The sequence below is a fragment of the Nocardia sp. NPDC056952 genome (assembly GCF_042674185.1).
Classification (GTDB): domain Bacteria; phylum Actinomycetota; class Actinomycetes; order Mycobacteriales; family Mycobacteriaceae; genus Nocardia.
Window position 1 is genome coordinate 538,403 of the sequence record NZ_JBHURA010000001.1, and the last position, 17,826, is coordinate 556,228.

General features: G+C 63.5%; 14 protein-coding genes. 6 read left to right on the plus strand and 8 right to left on the minus strand.

Going from position 1 to position 17,826, the window contains the following annotated elements; all coding sequences use genetic code 11:
- Positions 1–456: 456 nt before the first annotated feature.
- The 6 genes from ACFTS5_RS02320 to ACFTS5_RS02345 all read right to left on the minus strand — a co-directional run bounded on the left by ACFTS5_RS02320 (position 457) and on the right by ACFTS5_RS02345 (position 10,152).
- Positions 457–1,467, minus strand: a complete 1,011-nt coding sequence (locus ACFTS5_RS02320) for a hypothetical protein (protein WP_378626783.1) — start codon at positions 1,465–1,467, stop codon at positions 457–459.
- Positions 1,468–1,847: 380 nt separating this feature from the next.
- Positions 1,848–2,648, minus strand: a complete 801-nt coding sequence (locus tag ACFTS5_RS02325; RefSeq protein ID WP_378626785.1) for a hypothetical protein — start codon at positions 2,646–2,648, stop codon at positions 1,848–1,850.
- Positions 2,649–3,000: 352 nt separating this feature from the next.
- Complete coding sequence (locus tag ACFTS5_RS02330; protein WP_378626786.1) at positions 3,001–3,804, minus strand: hypothetical protein; 804 nt, start codon at positions 3,802–3,804, stop codon at positions 3,001–3,003.
- A gap of 259 nt (positions 3,805–4,063) precedes the next feature.
- Positions 4,064–5,044, minus strand: a complete 981-nt coding sequence (locus tag ACFTS5_RS02335) for an IS30 family transposase (RefSeq protein WP_378628293.1) — start codon at positions 5,042–5,044, stop codon at positions 4,064–4,066.
- Between the two features lie 333 nt (positions 5,045–5,377).
- On the minus strand, positions 5,378–5,713 hold the full coding sequence (locus ACFTS5_RS02340; RefSeq protein ID WP_378626787.1) for a hypothetical protein: 336 nt from the start codon (positions 5,711–5,713) through the stop codon (positions 5,378–5,380).
- A gap of 683 nt (positions 5,714–6,396) precedes the next feature.
- Positions 6,397–10,152, minus strand: coding sequence for a hypothetical protein (locus ACFTS5_RS02345; protein WP_378626788.1), 3,756 nt, complete (start codon positions 10,150–10,152; stop codon positions 6,397–6,399).
- A 185-nt stretch (positions 10,153–10,337) separates the two neighbouring features.
- Here ACFTS5_RS02345 and ACFTS5_RS02350 point away from each other — a divergent pair, with 185 nt between their 5' ends.
- From ACFTS5_RS02350 to ACFTS5_RS02375, 6 genes are all read left to right on the plus strand, one after another.
- A complete protein-coding gene (locus tag ACFTS5_RS02350; RefSeq protein WP_378626789.1) occupies positions 10,338–10,529 on the plus strand; it encodes a hypothetical protein in 192 nt (63 codons plus the stop codon).
- 937 nt (positions 10,530–11,466) lie between these two features.
- Positions 11,467–11,820 carry a MerR family transcriptional regulator gene (locus ACFTS5_RS02355; protein WP_378626791.1) on the plus strand — a complete coding sequence of 118 codons (354 nt, stop codon included), beginning with the start codon at positions 11,467–11,469 and terminating at the stop codon, positions 11,818–11,820.
- Positions 11,821–12,081: 261 nt separating this feature from the next.
- Complete coding sequence (locus ACFTS5_RS02360; RefSeq protein WP_378626792.1) at positions 12,082–13,260, plus strand: ThiF family adenylyltransferase; 1,179 nt, start codon at positions 12,082–12,084, stop codon at positions 13,258–13,260.
- Complete coding sequence (locus ACFTS5_RS02365) at positions 13,257–13,889, plus strand: GNAT family N-acetyltransferase (protein WP_378626793.1); 633 nt, start codon at positions 13,257–13,259, stop codon at positions 13,887–13,889. Before ACFTS5_RS02360 ends, ACFTS5_RS02365 begins: the two co-directional genes overlap by 4 nt.
- 157 nt (positions 13,890–14,046) lie before the next feature.
- Positions 14,047–15,021, plus strand: a complete 975-nt coding sequence (locus ACFTS5_RS02370) for a helix-turn-helix domain-containing protein (protein WP_378626794.1) — start codon at positions 14,047–14,049, stop codon at positions 15,019–15,021.
- Between the two features lie 199 nt (positions 15,022–15,220).
- A complete protein-coding gene (locus ACFTS5_RS02375) occupies positions 15,221–15,433 on the plus strand; it encodes a multiprotein-bridging factor 1 family protein (RefSeq protein WP_378626795.1) in 213 nt (70 codons plus the stop codon).
- Positions 15,434–15,501: 68 nt separating this feature from the next.
- Here the strand turns inward: ACFTS5_RS02375 and ACFTS5_RS02380 are convergent, their stop codons facing one another.
- Both ACFTS5_RS02380 and ACFTS5_RS02385 read right to left on the minus strand, forming a co-directional pair.
- Positions 15,502–16,875 carry a cutinase family protein gene (locus ACFTS5_RS02380; protein ID WP_378626796.1) on the minus strand — a complete coding sequence of 458 codons (1,374 nt, stop codon included), beginning with the start codon at positions 16,873–16,875 and terminating at the stop codon, positions 15,502–15,504.
- 207 nt (positions 16,876–17,082) lie between these two features.
- Positions 17,083–17,526, minus strand: coding sequence for an acetyltransferase (locus ACFTS5_RS02385; RefSeq protein WP_378626797.1), 444 nt, complete (start codon positions 17,524–17,526; stop codon positions 17,083–17,085).
- Between the last annotated feature and the right edge of the window lie 300 nt (positions 17,527–17,826).

The window sequence follows — 17,826 nt, forward strand, 5'->3', positions numbered from 1 at the left end:
CACTGTCGCAACATAGTTCGTTTGTGGTTCGTCTGAAAGACCATTCTTGTGCCGGCGCATCTACTCGATCTGTTTGGTCACCTCGCCTGATGGGGCCCTCGGTTGATGACGCGACGTGCTAGAACGGTCGGCCAGGCTCAGCTCGCCGAACCGGCGATGCCGGTTGACCCAATTCGAGGCGCATGACGTGAAATACCCATCTCGGCAGCGACGTGAGCGATCGGACGGGTCTGGCAGCGCTGCACCAGGCGGCGCTGACTTTCGATGGAAAGCGGGGCCTTACCGTGTGGGTCAGAGACGGGTCTTCCCGGTCGAGTGGACGGAGGATATGGTGTTTTCATTCTGCCGCCGGGAGGACCGTCGCCTCAGCGCACCCCTGCCCAGGCGTCAGCAACCTCATGACTCACAACATCCGGGGATTAGGAGTGGCCTCGCCGTTGATGCGAACTGGCCGAATCACTTCGGGACATTCCAGGGGCCACAACGAACCAGTTCCTCTGTCTTCAAGTCATAGCCGGTGAAGACCGTCGTGCTGATGAGGTCGGAGGACTGTGTGCCATCGGTGATGCCGAGGATCAGGGGCATCGCGCGGTATAGGACCTGGGGTGCCTTTCGAAGATATGGTGCAGTGCGAGGGTTTTCGCGCCCCTTGACCAGGAACAGTCCGGCCATCCTGACTGTTCCTGCGCGGAAGTCTGCGATGGCGGTCGAGGTGCTGATGAATTGTGGGTCGATCGGCATGATGACCCCGACGCGGTCTTTCTGAAACCATACAAACGGGTCGACATTCAGGTCGCCGGTCAGGGGCGGTGCGAACTCCCGTGCTGCCGGCCCGTTCCGGGTGTGGACTTTGCGGTCGAAGAGAACCAGTTCGCTCTCGCGCAGTGACCTCATCTGGAACCCCGAGGTCAGTCGCCGTGGACTCAGGTCGCTGCGCCGCAGTGCCTGCAGGAAGGCAGTTTCCGCATACGCTTGTTCTAACATTGGAAGGCCAACGAGCTGGTTGGGTATTGCGGAGACGTCGATGCCATGCTCGGCGAGGAGAAGAGTCAAGCGATCGAGCTTGGCGTAATGCAACGCGGCCAGCTTCGGGAGCCATGGTTGGGGGCTGGGTCCTGTTGGAAGCTGTGATCTGGCGGACGCGGCGGTCTCAGGGCGTTTCGCAGCGCGGATGGTCTGACGTCGGCCACGGTTCGTGTGAGCCTGCTGACGTGCCATGTCGTACAACCTGGTCAGCTCTGGAGTCGGTGGTTTTCCGGTCATGGTGCTCACCAGCCACTGGAACTTGAGAGGATCGGCGGGAACCACCCTTCCTGTGCACCAGTCGCCCAGCGTCGAGGTGCTGATCTTTCCGATGCGCGAACCTATTGACCGGCGCGAGATCGTGTCGAAGGTCCAGCCGCCAGCGATGCGCAGCTGAGACAGCTCTTCGCCGAGCCGCTTCTTCACCGAATCCGTCTCGCTCATTTGTATCGCCGGACGTCGGGCTCTTGAACGCGCATCCGACTATCGGATTTCCCGGGAACCGGTCCTGACCTCGCCATGAACGCACTTTAGCGGTCGGCAACCTCGCCGGATACCCTCCGGACGGGGCACAACTGTCGGGTCAAGTTCCCGCAGCGAAGGAGCGATCCACAGTGCTTCAATCACTTCTCGACCTAGGACTTTCTGCGACGACCGGGGTGGTCCTGCACCGTCTGACGCTTGCGTCGGTCAGCTGGATTGCCGTCTACGGTCCGACCGACCGACACCGACGCGCTGCGCTTCGGGTTCTGAGAGTGCTGGCGGGGCGTTGAGATGGACAGGGAGGTGGTTGGCGGCGGGACTCCATCGGTCGACTCGAAGTCCTATGGGGCGTAGTCTGGGGTGCTCATCAACACCTGCATCGCTTTCGGTAACAAGGAAGTGTCGTCTCCGTGCCCTGGTGGAACGAACACGCCTGATACTGCTCGCATATCGATCGTCCCTCGGCTGAGGGTTGGGATCGGTTGGGGGAGAGGGTGAATCAGGTCGAAACCGACGGTCGCGGCTGCCAGGTCGAGCCTTGCCTTGTGTCGCGGTCCAGAGTTGAAAGTCTTGGGCAGCACCAGTAGCGCAAAATTGCCGAGTCCGATCGCCTCGGTGGCGGTGACCGGTCCACTGCTAATGCTGAACCCGATCGGGGCCTTCGCGTGGTCGAGGATCACGTTGTCGCTCTTCTCGACAGCAACCTGGTGTGCGATGAAGTCGGTACCGCTCACGTAGGTGGCGATCCGCGCGGCATACACACGAATGCCGGGCGGCAAGCCTCCTGCTGCTTTCCCGTTGAACCGGTGAAGCAGCAGCTCGCGACTCACATCGACAGGGACCGCGCCGCGCTCGGTGTGAAGACTCATCAGGAGGGTGACCCACACGGCCCAGTCTCCGAGGTCGGTTAGAGATTTGCGGGTGATCGGCTGGCCGCTGTCAACCAGGTCGAGGAGGTTCGGCCTGCTGTGCAATGTCGATGTCGCACGTTGGTGCGCTTCGCAAAGCCAAGTTCGGTATCGTTCAAGGTCTGGACTGTTTGGATTGAGCCCGAATCGCTTCCAGAGTGCCTGCGGGATAATGTGCTCGACTGTTGGGTCTGGGTGTGCGCCGCAAATGAGACAGACCTTGGCAAGGTGCATGGGACCAGGCTACGAGCAACGATGACTTAAGGCCCGGGATCTCACGAACGTCGGGAGCCACGCAGCCACCGAGGCTCGGCTGGGTGAGGCAAGCGACGCGTCTTCATTGAGGTCCACACCTATGTAAGTGATCGTCGCAGTAAGCGATGTGTTCACCGGCGAAATAGTGGCGTGCTGGTTCCACAATCAGCCCGTTTCCATTTTCGTGGCTACTTGGCGCCAGTGTGTACGACGACCGCAACCGAGCGCCACAGACAGCCCACCCCAACGATGATGCGGGCCCGCGACAGTGGGCGAACGTCATCGTCGAAGCCGCTACCGTCAGCCTTGGACGCGGAGCACTTCCTCCGGTCTACGACGGAAGGTCAACCTCGTCCGCGAACACCGCTACCAAGGGGCTGGCGTCATCTACGGCATTCTCGGGCCGTATGACCACAATGGACATATTGACTGGCATGTCCTGGCCTATGCCACCTGTCAGCATCATCCGACGCTGACCTCCGAAGGCTACAAGTCCATGCGCGTCAAGTTCTTTCAGGTTGTCACGGAGTGAGCGTTGCGCGTCCATCACCGCGGTGAAGCCATTGTCAGTGACCGTTTCGGACAGGTCCGCCCAGTCTCGTAGGTTGGTCAGAAACTCGGCCGCTACGTCGCCCGCTTCGTCTGATATCTCGTCCTCGTCGGGCGCTTCATAGAAATAGAACCCGCACCCAGCAGCGACGTTCCACGCTTCCCTGCCGGTACGTATGACGGTTAAGCTCATCGGTTCGCCCCGACGCGGTTTGATGGCCTTAAGCCTGATGGGCGCCGGTTCGTCGCTGATCTTCTGGAGGCGACTGCTGACCCATTGCTCGTGTGCTGATTTGATCTCGTGCAGCTTCTTGACGGTGAACTTCGCCGTCTGTTCGTCGACGACGCGGTGATGCACCCTGCACAGGAGAATGAGATTGTCGTATCCGTCGAGGTCGAATGGCTCGGCACCGGTGTACGGTCGTGGTCCGTCAGGCGACTGGGCGTGGATGTGAGCTTCTTCTCCAGTGAGCGCCTCGCGGTCCTGTGGTACTACTGCTTCATGGAATAGCTTCTGCTGACAGACCGCGCACGTGCCTGCTGCACACCCCCACAGTCTCTTCCGGTCCCGGTCTGTGATCGCCATGCTGGTATCCGACCACATTGGTCTGACAGCACGAAGGCAGTTCAGGCCCGCGACGTCAAGCAGTAGGTCAGGCCCAACCGGGTTGCGTCGCCGACGATTCTGCTTGCCTCAGAAGTGCCGTGTCGCTTGAGGTTGTCGCGGTAGGAAGGCAAGTTCACCTGCGCTCTGTTGGATTGGCCGTCGGCTCTTCCCTGCCCAGGGCAGAGGCAGCACGACGGGGCTCGGCTACTGACGGAGCTGTCGAGAAACGATGGCGCGCTCAAACAGTCAGTGCATCAACGCTGTTCAGATGCTCAGTGTAGACCTCTGCGGGACTGCGGTAGCCGTGGATCTTGCGGGGTCGGTGGTTGAGCTCGTCCGCGATGGCATCGAGGTCGGCTTGGCTGAATCGGCGTAGGTCGGCGTTCTTCGGCAGGTATTGACGCAGTAAGCGATTGGTGTTCTCGTTCGTGCCTCGTTGCCAAGGGCTGCGGGGTTTGCAGAGGTAGATCGGCATATTCGTGGCTGCGGTGATGGCTTTGTGGCCGGCGATTTCCCGGCCACGATCCCAGGTCAGAGTGCGGCGCATCGGCACCGGGAGGCTGAGGAGATACCTGGTCAGATGTGGGGTCACCTTATCGGCTTTGATGCCGTCGGGCAGTGCCACCAGCGTGGTGAATGGGCTGGTTCGCTCGACCAGCGTCGCGATGGCTGACGGGCGGGTCCCCATTACTAGATCTCCCTCCCAGTGCCCGGCGATCTTTCGGGTTTCGACCTCCACCGGACGTTCGCTGATCGGCACCAGATCGCTGATCACGCCTGCCCCTGTCGGGCGGCGAGCCCGCTTCGGATGCCGCATCGGCCACCTGGTGCGCAACTTGCAGGTCAGGGTCCGGTTGATCGCCTTGCGGCGTGGGTCGAATAACGTCAGGTAGATCGCTTCGTGGGAGACCCGCATCGACTCCTCGCCGGGGAACTGTCGACGCTGCCAACCGGCGATCTGCTCGGGCGACCAGCAGATCGTGAGTTTATCCTCGACCAGCGCACGAAGCCTCGCATTCCTCGCCAGTTTGGCCGGTTTGGGCCGACGCGCTCGCTGAAACGCCCGGTGATCGGCCGCGGCGGCACGATAGGCCGCGCGCCCGCCGTTGCGGACGATCTCCCGCGCGATCGTCGACGACGAACGCCCCAGGCACACGGCGATCGTCCGCGCCGAGCAGCCCGCTGCCAAGCCACGGGATATCTCCTCGCGCTCGGCCATCGTCAAGTGCTGGCTGCGCCGCCGTGGCGGCGGCCGGTGAACTCCTCCGGTCTGAGCGAGAAACCTCCGCACATGCTGCAACGGCAGCCCGAGCGACCGGGCAATCGCGCTGAATGACTCACCAGCCCGCCACCGGCTCCACACCTCGTCCTGACGAGCAGCAGACATCCCGTAATCTCGCACCCAAACCTCCACGCCGACATGATCATCCACGCGGTGATGCAGTGATCCCTGAGCCCAAGACCAGTTCTCGACATCCATACCTTGGTGGTCGACTGGATTGGTACAGATGTCGATACCCGTGTGGTGGCACCCCCGGATTCAGCGAGCAGGTCACACAGCCGTGACTAGTGCCTTGATCTGGTCGATTGTCGCGCGGAGTGATTCCAGCTCGTCCGCCTGGTCGGTGGTGGTGTCCGTGGCTGCGGCAGCAGCGACCGCTTCGAACAGATCCACATCGGAGTGCTCGCTGCCACCTCGGGCGGCGGCTATGACGCGGCCGATCGGCGAGGATATGCGGTAGACCAGTGTCCAGTTCCATTGTGAGGTAGTGAGTTCGGCCGAGCCCAGACCCGCTTGCTCGAGATTGTGCTCGATCTGCGACAGCGGCCTTCGGTCGAGCCGCCCTGCCTGCACAAGGTCCCGGAGCTCGCCCATGTACACCGACATCGCGCCCCCGGCCTCGTCTACGCGGCTGGCCAGGTCCTCGAAGTTCCTCCGGATCTCAAGAGCAGACATCTACCTTCCAATCTTCTTGGGGAACAAATATGGTGACAAAAATATTCGACCATATTTGATGCCAGAGATTCCCCGTTTTGCCAAGGCGCCTTCGTCACTCGCCGGGCGATTGTTGCCCGATAACTGTGGTCATCGGGCAACATCTCGGCGGTATGCATGCTGGCCTTGCAGGGGTAGAGCGGACAGCTCGTGCGCCGGTTATCGCGCGACTCGTGGACTGCGCGATGCGTGCCGCCGCGGAGGGAGACAGTATCGGTCGGGTGATTACACCGGAGATGGAGGCAGTCTTCGCGGCCCTCCTCAGACCGCCTGCTCAAACGCGGATCTCAGAGCGTGCCACACGCGCCTCCGAGTCCCGTCAGTGGGCGGTGACGTTGACAAAGCCTCCTCAAGGAGGCTCGTCGCAGCTCGACGATGGCGGTTCCTGCCAGAAATTGGGACGGCTAACCCGGTAGCTCGGTATGCCAGGTCCCCGGTCTCAGCAGCGTCTGAGCGCCAGGCAGCGATCGGGGTGCTCGTTTCGGATTCGTTCAACGGCGCCGGTCCTGCCGCCAGCGATGTCGAGGTCCTGGCCGTCCTCGGTGCTGGTGATGTGCTGACGGAGCTCGCCGAGTTCAGTGAGCGCCATCACCTTCAAGGATCGAGTTCCATGCCCATCGGGTGATGGGATTCCCGTCGAGGTCTCGGCCTCGCACGGATTCGTTCGGGAGGGGGAGCAGGCCCGCGCGCTGGAACCGTTTCCTCAAGGTATCGGCTGAGCCCGGGTGTCCCGCAGCACGAATGACTGCGAGTATGTGTTCTGCTCCTGGTTGGGTCGCCGCATCGGCCTCAGCGGCCGCACGCTCGCAGAAGCGGTGCGCAGCGTCGTAATGTCCAGTCCTACAAAGAACGTCGAGTGTTTGTTCAGCGGGGAAAGTTTCCCACTCGACAGGGTCTTGGAGGATGATCGGGCCCTCTGCAGCTAGACGATCAGCGATCAGCGCCGCAGCGGTTTTCGAGGAGGCGGCAAGCGTCTGGTCAGGAGGCTGGGAGCCGATCAATGAGGTATCGCTGGCGTGCGGTACGGCTTGGTGTAACGCCACGAGCACCGTTCGGAGGCCTAGTTGGAGATCTTCGGTACTTCCGACTCGTTCTGGATGCTCAGCGATCCGGTTTAGCAGAATCGTTCTCGCGTTCGGGTACGGCTTCACACTCGGCAGGGCATCCGCCGCCGCGCCCAGATCTGTTGCGCGGGCGATCTGGTCGGCGAGTTGGCTTGCCAAATCACTGAAATCGAGTGATTGCAGAGCCGCCAGCAGTTTCAGCGTCCCCGGCCCGGGTGGAGCTGTCTCGTGACTGACTGCTCGCCGTGCCGTTTCGGCGGTCGTCTCGATCAGGTGGGCTTCGGCCAGGATCGTCAGTACCTCGGCGCTCGCGTGAGAATGGTTGACCGAGTTGGCAATCCGCTCACCGAGTCGCATTGCAGCCTCTGGCCCGGCAGTCAGCGCGACTTCTGTCAGCAGCATGCTTGTATCTGCCGATCTCCGGTCTTCCGCAGCGAAGTTGGGGTCGTCGTCGCCGTATCCGGCAACCCTAGCAGCGTACTCAGCGAGTTCTTGAGCAGCTGAAAGCAGTCCGTGTTTGCGGAGCTCTTTCAACAGCAGCGCCGCGCCGAGGTGATCTGCCAAATTCACCGTGTGGGGTGCGGCACACACTCGATTGAGCAGGGTCGGCCACGCCTCAGCCTCGGGTCGTGGCTCGGAAATAACCTCTGCCAGAATGGCATCGGCCCGGTCGGCCAACGCTGGGAAGTCCTTGTCCTGGTATGCATCCTGGAAGATCGGATCCTGCTCAAGGGTCAGCCACGTCTGCATCGACCAACCGTTTTCGTCGTCTTCCTCGTCGTATTCGAAAGGGTCATCGTGATCCTTCAACAAATACGTCGCGAGCCCCGCGATGCCCAGATCCGCGCTGCCTGCGAGGTGGCACACCAGCTTCAAGACGAACCCGTCGAGGGCGGCCACCGCCTCTGTTGCTTCAACGACCGTCGCACGGTATTGATGCTCGCTCGCGGGGATTCGGAATTGTTCCCACGCGCTTAGAACCGCGAGGCAGCGGGCCCGCGACAGTTCATCATGGCGCGCCCGCCTGAGCTCGGCGTGCAATGCCCAGGGATGGTCGTGGTTGATAAGCCCTGCGACGATCCTGGTCGCGAGGGCCTGGCCTGCAGCGACGTCAGCGCATCTGGTCACCGCAACAAACAACTCAACCAACATCTGGCAGTAGTCGAGCACATGGTCGAACTCCACGCGATCGAAGGATGGTACGAAAGTGCAGGCGGCATGACGGGCAACTCGTGCGGCGGTGTCAGCGTCTCCGCCGCCGTATAGGGCGAGCACCACTTTCGTGACAGACCCGGGTTCGTCAAGGGTGAGGTCGTGTATCCGGTCCACCACTCTTTGCGCCAGTGTTGTGTGGCCGTCAACGTCTCGACCGGCGTGCTGAAGCCACGCGAACAGTGCAGCGACCTTCCTGGTGTCGGAAGTGTCGACAGTTTGCACCGCATCGATGGTGTCTCTTGCGCCGTAGCTCCCGTACTCCCTCATCACCGTCTGATACATCGGATCAGTGGTCCGGACGACCCGACGCACTGTTAGTCCCTGCAATCCGGTCTCGATGTCACAGTCCCGTACCCGCTGCATGAATCGTGTCAGTGCATGGTCCTCATGTGCTTCGGCCAGTAGGTCACACACCTGTCGCACGGTCTGCAGGTCCGAGACCGCCGTGTGTTCGGCGATCCAGAGCGCTCCACGGTAATCCCGATCGTGCGGTGGGTGCCCGCTGACCAACAACATGCCCCGTGCCGCAGTGGGATGCCCACGCTCGATTGCCTTGCGCCACAGGCGCGCGGCATGTTGAAAGTGCTTGTGGCTGTAGGCGGAGTACCCGAGATCGTGCAGGGATGTGAAATTTTCGGTGTGTCGCAGCACTGCCTGCCATACAGCGGCAGATGCGGTCTTCCGAAACGGTCCACGACCGTGTTGAAGCAGGTAGTCGGCCACCTCCCAGCCAGCCAATACTCCTGGTGCGTCGTGTACTGGGTACATCGCGGTGAGAGCGTGGCGGATATCGGTGCGCGTGCCATCGGTGCGTTGTCCGGTCGATAGTGCGACCAGGGTCTGCTCAGCCCAGTCCGTTTCGCCCGGGCGATCGCGATCGGCAAGGGTGTTCCAGGCGGCTTCGGCGAGCAGTGCGGTCGTGAGTGGTTCGCTATGCCCTAGCCGTCGTGCTTCAAGTGCGGCGGTGAGCACGGCATACTCACAGACGGTGAAGTGGGTGCCGGGGCCTTGACGGTAGGCGGCTAGCAACTCCGGTCCAACGCTGACGTGCTGCACGATCTTGCCGTCGCTGCCGGCCGCGTATGCGACTCGCAACCGCGCATCGCGCTGCGCGCAGATTTCCCACCGTTGCCGTTCCCGATCGAGGAGTTTGCTCGGTACTGGAATACGCTTCGTCGTCGATTGACGAGTGAGGAGGTCTCGTAGATTAGCCCGTGGATCATCTGAAAGCCCTTGTTGCGTAAAGGGGTTCCAGTATTCGCGGGTCCATAACGTGCCGACCGCTACGACACCTAGAGTCGACTTGAGAAGATCGTCAAGTTTCTTCGCGGCCACCTCGGAGGTGGCGAGGCGGTCGTCGCGGAAAACGCGCTGAGCCTCGTTCAGCCACAACACGCAGCCGCTCCTCAGCGAACCGATCGCTTCGACGGATGCGACGAGTTCGGACGCACTTGTGGGGGCAAGCAATCGCCATGTGTCCGGAACCTTCTCGCGCAAGGCCTCATAGAGTGAGCGGGTTTTTCCAGTGGATGAGTCCCCAGTCAGCATCACAAGGACCGACCGACCACCGTCGACTACTCCCTTCACCTTTGCGCGGAGTTTGGCGTCGTGCTCACGTTCGACATACGGTGTCAGGCCGAGATCGCTATCGACGCTTGCGTCGAGTGCTGGGGCAGGTTGGATTCCCAAGTCTCGCAGCGGGTCGCACTCGCCGAGCCTTGGGTACACCGCCGTGCTCTGCGTGACAACAGGACCGACCTCACGAGATCGCTTACCAGCATTTCGCCGCAAAGTCTGCCAGTTGCGCAGGGCCCCCACGTCCAACGATCGCCCCGCGGGGACCTTGCCGGACTTTGCGTGCAGGTACAGCAGAACAGTCTCGAAATTGCGCTCGTCCGTCGTGATCACCACATTGGCATCATCTGCGAACCAGCCTGCCAATGTGCTGTACGGAACCTTGGTCTCGCGAGCGATGGCGGTGACCTGAGGCTCGCCAGCCGCGATGTACAACGCCCGCCACTTCGCCAGGAACTTCTCCCGAGCCGGATTCATGCCACCACTCATTACGTCTTGTACCTCGACCGTCGACTCAGCACGACCCGTGCCGGGCCGTAAACCCAGAAAATCCCCTCCGACGTGCGCACATCCGCACATTAGCCGCTTCGTTGACTGGTTGGCGGTCGAACGGATCGGGCTGACTTTAGGCGACCGACTCACTACGGACAGAACGGAACCTTATGTCGCACAACATGAAAGCCCTGTTGCTCGTCGCCGCTACCTTGACCTCTGTCATCGGGGGAATCGCCGGTGCCCTGCTCGTGAGGGCCGACGGGGCTACTGTGGCCTCCACGATTCGTGCGGGAGGAATTACGTTCGGTGGCACGCTCACTCTGCTCATGCTCGCCATGACCACTTACATCGTCCTCTGAACCGGGACGTCGAAGACCGGCTTCAGGAGTTGACCAGCACCGGTAGAGGTTGCGAGTTTGGGCGTGGTAGGCAGTCTCGTGCTCGGCCGGGCCAACCAGGGTCGCGTCGCTGGCGGTCCTGATTGGCATCGGCTATGACTGCTGTGGTTGGTGGGATCTGCGCGTGGGTCTGTTGGAGGGGTCCGTCGGCGTGCAATATACGTGCAATAGCGCAGCCCAAAGTTGCTCGTCGGTGCATACTTCTGCTTGTCGGCTGTGGTGGGAAAAGCGCCGGTCAAGTGCCCATTGTTCGAGGTAGAGACCGGTTTTGGCGCGATGGCATCTGCTGGTTCGAAACCAGCTGGGACCACACATAATGGCTGGCCAGGCATGTTTTTATGTCGGCTGGCCATTTTTTTGTGCCACGTGCAGAAGGGCTGCCTAGCTCACTGGCTTCTGTGGCTTCCTCTTCTTGGATCGTGAGTTCTCGGCCGTTGGCGGCGGCTCGCCTCGGCTCGCGACGCTACCTCCACCGTTCGGCAACGGATCCCATCGGTGGAAAAAATCTGTCGTGTCGGGTGTAGACATTCTCGGTTTCGAGGGTATATAGTCGCTCTCGTTCCTGTTAAGAAATCAGATGGCCGGGCAGGTGAACTGCCCGGGATGGCAAGTTCGGCCGTCCCCTCAGGCGGAGAAGAGAATCCGGTGCAGTCGGCTGGACCGCCGAGGGGACGAAGAAGCAAGGCAAGTGAAGTACCGCAGGTAGAACCGACGATTCAGGAGGTGGTGGCCACTGATCAGCCATTTAGATGTCCCGCATCCCGGGAGTTGTCGGATGCGGTGTCTGAGATCGGCCCCTGCGGCCGGTGAAGGCAAGTGAAATCAATCCCTCAGTCGTAAATCACGGCCCCGGCGCCCAGTGCGCCGGGGCCTTCCGGCGTTGAATCCGAGAGGCCTCGTGCAGCACCCGAACATCCATCCCGCCGACGGCGCCAGCGCCGCGGACAAGCTCGATGACGACACCTACCCCGCCTACAGCATGGGGCGCGCCGCGGAGATCCTCGGCGTCACCCAGGCGTTCTTGCGCGGCCTCGACGCCGCGCGACTACTGACCCCGCAGCGCTCGGCGGGCGGGCATCGCCGCTACTCGCGCTACCAGCTGCGCATCGCCGCGCGCGTGCGTGAACTCGTCGATGCGGGCAACGCACTCGAGTCGTCGTGCCGGATCGTGATCCTCGAAGATCAGCTCGCCGAGGCTCAGCGCATCAACGCCGACCTTCAGCGCGAACTCGACACCCGAGCCGACGGCTGACTCCGGGTTTTCGGGCACCGGTGGCCCTGGAATCGATGCTTGCGGGATTATTGCGAGACTGCGTATGAGTGACGGTACGGGTCGCCTGTCACACCGAATCCCGTGGTTGTAGGCCCAGTTTGGCCGAGGTTTGCCAGCGCCATGCCGGTGGACCGAAGTTCGGTTAGCTGGAAGTGTGCTGTGTGTATCCTTTGCGCGTCCTGGTCGACAGAGACGAGCGGGTGGCCGTTCGCCTCATGAGGGTCGGAGGTTTGTGCACACATGGTTTGGCATCGCTCGGTTCCGCGTCCGGCGGTACTCACGCCCGGCGCTGCAACATCGCATTTCCGTCCCGAGCTGCTCGATCCATCGAGCCCGGAAGGGCTGCGTGACCTCGAAGCGCTGGCAGCGTCGGGTTCTGTCAGCGCGGTGCACGACACGATCGAAGATCAGCTCGACGAACTGATCCGCTGCGAGGACCCTGCGGTCGCACAGTCGACCGGCTCGCTGGTGGCGTCCCGTCGCCGGATCTGTGACGGGACTCCGTTGTGGCAGTGGGGGACGTGGGTGTTCTATCCGTGGAACGGCCGGTTGGTACATGTGCTGCCGCGCGAGGTTTTCCAGCGGGTGCGGACAGATCGGAATCGCAACAAGATCGACCGAGTGCAGCAGCGAGTCCTGCGCGAGCGGCGGATCGGTGTGATCGGGCTGTCGGTGGGCAACAGTGCGGCTGTGACGCTGGCGATGGAAGGGGTCGGCGGATCGTTCCGATTGGCCGACTTCGACACCGTCGGGCTGTCGAATCTGAACCGGCTGCGGGCCGGGGTATTCGATCTCGGGGTCTCCAAGGCTGTGCTGGCGGCGCGTCAGATGTTCGAGATCGACCCCTATCTCGATATCGAGTTGTTCACGGACGGGTTGACCGAGGAATCGATCGGGCCGTTCTTCGACGGAGCGGAGGGCACCCGTCCGCTGGATCTGCTGGTGGAGGAATGCGACACGGTATGGGCGAAAGTCGCTGCCCGTGAGTACGCGCGGCGCCGCGAGATCCCGGTACTGATGGACGCCAACGATCGCGGCTTGCTGGATGTGGAGCGTTTCGATCGCGAACCCCATCGCCCGCTGTTCCACGGTCGCACCGGTGGGTCGACCTCGTCCGATGTCGCGGGGATGAACCGGGGTGAGCTGCTGGCGTTTCTGCTGACAGTGGTCGATGAGCCGCGGCTGAGCCCGGCGATGCGCGACGCGGTCGGTGAGATCGGCCGAAGCCTGTGCAGCTGGCCGCAGCTCGCTTCCGGGGTGATGCGCGGCGGCGCCCTGGTGGCGGACACGGCTCGCCGGATCCTGCTCGGCGAGCCGATCCCGTCGGGGCGAACCTATATCGACCTCGACGAGCTCATCCCCGCGGCGGGCCCACAGATCGCTCCGGCGTTCGTGCGGGCGATGGAGGAAGTCCGTTGACGATCGACCTGCGCAATGTGGAACTGGTCGGCCCGCGGCTGCGGTTGCGTGATCTCCGTGCCGGTGATCTGGGCGTGTATCAGCGGATCTTCACCGACCCGCACCTGACCCGATACATGGGCACCGACAGCATGGGCGTCCGGGCGGCCGCGACGTCGTTCGAGGCCGCCCTGTGCTCCCGCGGCGAGACACCGCGGCGCAAGTACACATTGGCGATCACGGCACCGGGTGAGGACACCATGGTCGGCACCATCGGCCTGCTGGTGGAGGATTTCGGCAGCAACGCGATGATCGGCGGTCTGGTCGTGGTTCCGGAAGGGGCGCTGCGCGCCGGTGGGATCGAGGCGGGGCGGCTGATGGCGGCATTCGCCTTCGGGCCGCTCGGGATTCACCGGGTATGGGCGGGGCACCGCCACGATCATCCGGTGATGGACACGGTGATGTCGGGAGTGGGCTTGACGCCGGAGGCGCGGCTGCGCCAGCTGTACCGAACCCAGGGTCGGTGGCGCGACGTGTGCATCTATGCGGCTCTGCGGCCGGAATGGGCTGCGACGGCGACGCCTGCCGAACGTCGGATCCTGGCGTTACGGCCCACCACGGCAAGGGAACACGCCACCGTGGGTCGGTGAAGTCGGTGCGGCAACCCTGCCGAATCGGGCTCCGGGCGCGCCACGGCGCGATAGCATCGCCGACTACAGGCCCCCGAATCGCCACCACCCGAATACGCGCAGCGGTCGCGATGGGAGGGACTCCGCCGCCGACGAGAATCCGAAGTAGAGATCACAAATGGCAGTGCTGATCGACTCCGACTACTTCACGCCGGCGGACCGGCGGGAGGCGGTCACCGCAATCCTGCAGGAAGCCGATATCGGGGCCACCCTGCAGATGTGGGATTCGCCTGCCGAAGTGGTCAGCCGTCACCAGGCCTGGATGCTGGGCCCGATCGCGCTCACTCGCTCCGAGGTATCCGGTCACCAGGTCTGCCGAACCAGTCGGCACGAGCGAACCACGCCCAGCGACACCCTGACGGTGACCGTGCAGAACGGGCAGGTTCGCAGGCACGAACAGTTCGGTGCGCAAACGCTGATCGAGCCCGGCGCCTGCGAAGTGATCGACCTGGCCACGACGTTCGCCTCCGGCTGGCACGGTCTCGGCGGAACGCTGTGCCTGCAGCTGTCCAGGGAGCGCCTCGGCATTTCCGCGGAGACGGTCGTCGCGGCGCACGGGCGGCTGGCGGCGTCGCCGCTGTACCCGATGGTCACGGCGCAGATTCAGCATCTCGTCGGGATCGCCGACCAGCTCGAAGCGGATCCGGCCGCTGCCTCCGTGGGTGAGTCGTGCCTGGAAATGGTTCGGGCGCTACTGATCTCGGCGGCCGGCCGCGGGCCGGGTGACGGCGCCGCCATCCCGGAGCAGCTGCTGATCGAGCAGATCCTCGGGTATGTGCGGACCCACCTGTCCGATTCGGACTTGAAGATCCCCGATATCGCCGCAGGCAACAACATCTCCGTGCGGCACCTGTACAAAGTCTGCGCGCAGTCGGGTATCAGCCTCGAGCAGTGGATCATCGAACAACGCCTGGTCCGGGCCCGTGACATGCTGATCGACAGAGGCTACGCGCACCGGTCCATCGCGTCCGTGGCCGGTGCCGTGGGTTTCCGCGACGCCGCCCACTTCGCCCGGCGATTCCGCGAGGCATTCGGGATGACGCCCCGTGACTGGCGCCGCAGCGCCACCGATGTGGGCAACCCGCCGAAGTAGCCGGGGCTCCGGGCCCGGATGCACGCACGTTTGTGCGTGCACAGTCAGTCGTCGTGCAGTCACAGCCTCCTTCGCGGGCCGATTCGCCGATACCTTTCGAATGTGGCTGCGCGAGACCGCATCAGGAGGACGAGGGTTCGCCGACGGGCACCCGCGCCGATGCGGTCCGTGCTGAGGGCATCGAGAGAAAGGGGAGACCATGTCCACGATCGGCAAAGCGATTCGGGCGGCAAGGATGGCCTCCGGGTTCACCCAGGCGGAGTTGGCCGACTGGATCGGAATCGCGGACGGAAACCAGATCAGCCGGTGGGAGCGCGATGTGGTGACACCCAGTGCCGACAGTGTCGGCGAGTTGTCGAGAGTTCTGGGGGTGCGTCTCGACAACTCGGTCGGAGATGCCGTGACGTGCTGATCTGATCTGAATGCTGGTGTGTCAGCTCGATGCAGGTCGAGCTGACACACCAGCGAATGTTTTCCCGGCTACGAAACGACCTGGGAGCTCAGGTAGTTCAGGAGGATCAGGACGTCGTCGCCGTAGTCGACGTGAGCCTCGGAGGCGTAGAAGTTGGCCATGTCCACGCCTTGGCGGGCCAGCTGGACGAGCTCGTCGATGGTGGCGGGGTCGGCGATGTCGAGCAGGGTTCGGGCGGTTGTGCGGAGGTCTGCCCGGATGCCGGCGGCGATGGGGCCGAGCACGGAACCGGTGAGGTCGGCGCCGGTGGCGACCAGGGTCGCCAGGTCGGTGGCGGCGGCGAGGGGGTCGTTGCGATCGAGGGATTCGACCGCACGCCACAGGATTTCCTGAATTCGGCCCACCCCGTCGGCGATGCTCAGAAAATCGATGGGCACGAGGGCGTCGGCGATGAGGCTGACGGCTGCGGTCCAACCCGAGGGGTCGACGGCGGCGGCCGCGCGGATGACCTGGGCGACCAGGGCTCGATCTACACCCGCGGCGGCCTGGACCAACGGGGACAGCGCAACATTCAGGGCATTCGCGGTCCGGTGCGCACCGCGAATGTCACCCGCCGCGATGAACTCCGAGAGGTGGGTGAGGTCGTCGAGAATGGTGGGCAGGTTCGCCGCGGTGGCGGTCCAGCCGGCGCCCATGGTCACAGCCTGAGCGATCAGGCTGCTGGGATCGACCGTGGCGGGGATAACATTCGCGATCGGTTCGGGATCACCGCTCAGGACCCGGCCCAACGCGGCGAGGAACGGGGAGGCGGTGGCATCGAGAGAGCAGTACAGGTCGCCGTCGGTACACAGGGTGCGAACCCGCTCGGTCAACGCACCGAAATCCCGGCTTCGCGTTCCGGCTATGCCGAGGCCGGGCTGCGGATTGCCGAGGGAGAGCGTGGTATTCGGATCGCGATGCGGATCGGCCAGTAGTCCGACACCGACCACTCGATCGGCATCGAGGGGACCGTCGCCATTGCCGATCTCGGTGGCGAGATCGCCGATGCCGTCCGCGCCCTGGCTGTAGCCGGCGAGGACGACCTGCGTCGAGCTACACAGGCCGCGCATCATCTGGTGCAGGCGGGATTCCAGCGTGCCCAGGGACTCCGCGTAGCTCAGGCCCAGGTCGAAAGCGCTTGCGGCATAGGGGACGTAGAGCACGGTGATGTCACGACCGAATTGCCGTTGCAGGCCATCGCCGACGGGCTGGAGCATCCCGACGGGCACCCGGGGATCGGCGCCCGGCGTGGTCTCCCAGGTCCCCGGCGCGAAGATTGCCGTGTACGGGGTGCAGGGCTGCGCGCTGGGCGTTTCCGCCCGCGCGACGCCGGCCGCCGCAGTCCCGGCCGCGACGACGGCGGCAACCAGCATCGCCGCGGTGGATCTCGACAACCTGTCCATCGTCCAATTCCTCTGTTGCCGAAGGGAATTCGTGGCGTACGACAGGTGCTGAGTTGCGCCGAACCGTCCGTCGGGGCCAATTCTCGCCACTCGCCGTCGGTTTCGCCGAGGTTTTCAGACACAGTTTCATTTCAGATTAGATGCCGGGGGCCGCACGGTGTCGTGGTCGGGCCCGGCGCGCGGTTTCGGCGCTTCGCGTTTTCGGCATCATGCCCGGTCGTGGCGAGCGGGCTGCCACGCGGTGACGGCCCAGATGACCACCACGCTGATCGCGATGATCACGATGGACCACGCGGGATAGTAGGGCAGGGACAAGAAGTTCGCGATGATCACCAGTGCCGCGATGCCCACCGCCGCGTATCGCGCCCACGCGGTGCCCGACATCAAGCCGATCGAGCAGACGATGGCGATCACACCGAGGACGACATGGACCCAGCCCCAGGTGGTCGCGTCGAATTCGTAGACGTAGCTGAAGCCGGCGACATAGAACTCGTCCTCGGCGATCGCGGAGATGCCCTCGAGGATGGAGGCCGCCGCGGCGATGAACAGCATGATCGCCGCCAGTACGGAGATTCCCTCGGCGGCGGCTTGCCGCGCGAAAGGCTCTTCTTCGGGAACGGGACGATTTGCGGAAGGATTGCGCTCGGTCATGACAAGCCCCTTGCTGCGGCGAAATTCCGCCATCGCAGATCTCCGGGACTCCTGCAGGTCGCAATGACAGGCAATCGCGTACTTCGGTAGGGACGGCGGATTGCGCGGCACGCCTGTGCGCAGCGCCGACTGAAGGGTGGTGCTCGCGATCGGAGTTCGATCGCCCACGATCCGTCTAGCTCGACACGCAGCGAGTTTACCGGAGACTCTCCTCTCGATGCGGCGATGTTTCAGGTTCGCAATCCGCGCTCGCGGCCTTTCGCGAACCCCGGCTGAACGGCGTGGTGGCCACTCGTGGGC